1 protein-coding gene is annotated in these 214 nt (G+C 61.2%); it reads right to left on the bottom strand.

Annotation, left to right across the window (positions count from 1 at the left end):
* Window positions 1-214 (bottom strand): cytochrome ubiquinol oxidase subunit I (locus tag ORL50_RS28925; RefSeq protein ID WP_266020133.1); only part of this gene is annotated, 214 nt, incomplete at both ends.

Genomic DNA, 214 nt, shown 5'->3' with positions numbered 1-214 from the left:
CGTCACCACCCAGCCACTGAGCATCGCCACCAATCCCGCCGGCGCCATGAGCACACACCCGCGTAGCATCCAACGCGCAGCGTACAGCCTTTGTCGCCATCGCAATATCAAACTGCTCAGACCCTGCACCAACATCAATACGCCCAGACCGACCATGATGCGAAAAGCGAAGAACACCGCTGGCACCGGCGGGATGTCGTGGGAGGGGAACTCG

This window comes from Pseudomonas sp. RIT-562, from assembly GCF_026241895.1.
GTDB classification, from domain to species: Bacteria; Pseudomonadota; Gammaproteobacteria; order Pseudomonadales; family Pseudomonadaceae; genus Aquipseudomonas; species Aquipseudomonas mandelii_F.
Note: the sequence above shows the minus strand (reverse complement) of the source record. Positions and strands in the feature narration are given on the sequence as shown.